Below are 3,599 nucleotides of genomic sequence, written 5' to 3' on the forward strand. Positions count from 1 at the left end.
TTTCTTTTGGACGACTTACTTCTCTCGCTTCTTGAATTTCAGGAGCTGTTTGCTGTGGTAAATCTCCTTTGAACAAGAAGGAGATTACCTCTTTATTAATACCATTAAGCATACCGTTGAATAAGTTGAACGCTTCAAACTTGTAGATAAGCAATGGATCTTTTTGCTCGTGAACGGCTAACTGAACTGATTGTTTCAATTCGTCCATTTTGCGTAAGTGTTTTTTCCAAGCTTCATCAACTATTGACAAGGTGATGTTTTTTTCAAAATCAGCGATTAGTTGCTTTCCTTCAGTTTCATAAGCACGTTTTAAATCAGTAACTACGTTCAATGATTTTACACCATCTGTAAACGGAACTACGATACGCTCAAATTGATTGTCTTTGTCTTCGAAAATGTTTTTGACGATAGGGAAGGCTTCTCTAGCGCTACGCTCACATTTTTCGTTGTAATACTTTAAAGCTTCTTTGTATACTTTTCCAGTTAGCTCCATTTCTGTCGCTTTTGCAAATTCCCCTTCGCTAACTGGAGAGGTGATTGAGAAGTAACGAATTAAATCAAATTCGAATGTTTTAAAATCATTAACCGCTTTTGTATTTTGAACGATTAATTCGCAAGTGTCGTACAACATGTTGGCGATATCTAATTTTAGACGCTCTCCAAACAAGGCATGACGACGACGCTTGTACACTACTTCACGTTGTGCGTTCATAACGTCATCATACTCTAATAAACGTTTACGAACTCCAAAGTTATTTTCTTCTACTTTTTTCTGAGCGCGCTCGATAGACTTAGTCATCATAGAATGTTGAATTACTTCTCCTTCTTCTAATCCCATTCTGTCCATTACTTTAGCAACTCTTTCAGAACCAAATAAACGCATTAAGTTGTCTTCAAGTGAAACGTAGAATTGTGAACTTCCCACATCTCCTTGACGTCCTGCACGTCCACGTAACTGGCGGTCAACACGACGCGAATCGTGACGCTCCGTACCTACGATTGCTAATCCACCTGCTGCTTTAACTTCAGCAGATAATTTAATATCGGTTCCACGACCCGCCATATTGGTTGCAATAGTTACAACTCCTGGCTTACCTGCATCTTCAACGATTTGTGCTTCTTGCTTGTGCATTTTAGCATTCAATACGTTGTGAGTAACGCCTCTCATCTTAAGCATACGGCTTAATAATTCAGAGATTTCAACAGAGGTTGTTCCAATTAAAACTGGACGACCTGCTTTTGATAATTCAGTTACATCTTCGATAACAGCGTTGAATTTTTCACGTGTTGTTTTATAGATAAAGTCTTCTTTGTCTTGACGCGCCATTGGTCTATTCGTTGGAATTTCAACAACATCCAATTTATAGATTTCCCAAAGCTCTCCAGCCTCAGTAACCGCTGTTCCAGTCATACCACCTAATTTGTTGTACATTCTGAAATAGTTTTGCAAGGTTACCGTTGCAAATGTTTGAGTAGCTGCTTCAATTTTTACATTCTCTTTAGCCTCAATCGCTTGGTGTAATCCATCAGAGTAACGACGTCCATCCATGATACGACCAGTTTGCTCATCTACAATCATGATCTTGTTGTCCATGATTACATACTCTACATCTTTTTCGAATAAAGCGTATGCTTTAAGTAACTGTGTCAAAGTATGGATACGCTCACTTTTGATACTGAAATCTTGGAACAAAACTTCTTTTTCTTCCGCTTCAGCGTCTTTGTCTAATTTTTTCTTTTCGATGTTAGCGATTTCAGTACCAATGTCTGGTAAAACGAAAAAGTCAGCATCAGTATCTCCTGAAAGGTGCTTGATACCGTTATCAGTTAACTCTACTTGATTATTTTTTTCTTCAATGACAAAATACAACGCTTCATCAATTTTATGCATTTCACGGTTGTTGTCCTGCATGTATTGATTTTCTGTTTTTTGAAGCAATTGTTTGATTCCTTCTTCACTTAAGAACTTAATTAAAGCTTTGTTTTTAGGCAATGCTCTGTATGCTCTTAACAATTGGAAACCACCTTCTTTAGTGTTTCCTTCTTTTATTAATTTTTTAGCTTCGGTTAAGAAACCAGTCGCAAGTTGACGCTGTAAACCTACAAGATTTTCGATTTTTGGCTTCAACTCATTAAACTCGTGACGATCTCCTTGAGGAACTGGTCCAGAAATAATCAAAGGTGTTCTTGCATCATCAATTAATACCGAATCCACCTCATCGACAATGGCGAAGTTGTGTTTTCTTTGTACTAAGTCAGCTGGTGAATGTGCCATGTTATCTCTTAGGTAATCAAAACCAAATTCGTTGTTGGTACCGTAAGTGATATCAGCATCGTATGCTTTTTTTCTACCTTCAGAGTTAGGTTGGTGATTGTCAATACAATCTACCGTTAAACCATGAAATTCAAATAATGGAGCTTTCCATGTACTATCACGTTTAGCTAAGTAATCATTCACCGTCACTAAATGCACACCGTTTCCAGTTAAAGCATTTAAGTATAATGGTAAGGTTGCCACTAAAGTTTTTCCCTCACCCGTTTGCATCTCTGCTACTTTACCTTCGTGAAGTACCATACCACCTATTAATTGAACATCGTAGTGGATCATGTCCCAAGTAATTTCTTTACCTGCGGCGTTCCATTTGTTGTGCCAAGTTGCAGTATCAGCTACAAGTGTCACGTACGGCTTAGTAGCTGAAAATTCACGGTCAGCAGCAGTAGCAGTAACAGTGATTTCTGAATTATCTTTAAAACGTCTCGCTGTTTCTTTTACAACTGCAAAAGCTTCAGGAAGAATATCCATTAATGTTTTTTCTGAAACAGTATAGGCTTCTTTTTCTAAAGCGTCGATTTCACTGTAAAGATCTTCTCTTTTGTCAATGTCTTCGATTCCTTCAACTTCTTTTTTAAGAGCTGCAATTTTAGCATCAACACCTGCTCTCGCTGTTTTGATTGTTTCTTTAAAGAAAACCGTTCTACCTCTTAATTCATCATGAGATAAAGCGATAAGGGTGTTTTCAAAAGTTTTAATTTTGTTTAAGTAGGGTTGCAAAGCCTTTACGTCCTTCTGGGATTTATCTCCTACAAAGGCTTTAATTATGCTATTTATGAAACTCATAATATTATATATTTCTAATTAGTGTATCTCGTTGTAAATTTAACCAAAAAAAAAGCCTCTTTTGAGACTTTTTCTTGGTTGTTTTTTTTTTAATATTCATCCTCATTCCAAAGATAATCTTCGTCAGTTGGGTAATCTGGCCAAATCTCTTCCATTGATTCGTTTATCTCGCCTTCATCTTCAATAGATTGTAAGTTCTCTACTACTTCTAGTGGAGCTCCTGCACGTATAGCGTAATCAATAAGTTCGTCTTTGTTAGCAGGCCACGGTGCATCACTTAAGTAGGATGCTAATTCTAATGTCCAATACATCTTTTGTCGATTTAGTTTTGTGCAAAAATAAATTTTTTACTGAAAAAGACAAGTAAAAAATCATTTATTTTCAAAAAAAGTTAAGAACGTTTTTTTTATTACGCTTAGTTTACTGTAATTATGATGCCATTTTTTAGTCTCAGCTCTATGTGTCAGTTAACATTTATTGT

Annotated in this window: 2 protein-coding genes; both read right to left on the minus strand. The window is 36.5% G+C overall.

What is annotated here, in order from left to right:
• On the minus strand, window positions 1-3,118 hold a 3,118-nt coding region (secA, locus tag P8M54_RS15130), incomplete at its 3' end, for a preprotein translocase subunit SecA (RefSeq protein ID WP_300288856.1).
• An 89-nt stretch (window positions 3,119-3,207) separates the two neighbouring features.
• A complete protein-coding gene (locus tag P8M54_RS15135) occupies window positions 3,208-3,429 on the minus strand; it encodes a DUF2795 domain-containing protein (protein ID WP_300288857.1) in 222 nt (73 codons plus the stop codon).
• Between the last annotated feature and the right edge of the window lie 170 nt (window positions 3,430-3,599).

It is taken from the genome of Flavobacterium sp. (genome assembly GCF_029242675.1).
Classification (GTDB): Bacteria; Bacteroidota; Bacteroidia; order Flavobacteriales; family Flavobacteriaceae; genus Flavobacterium.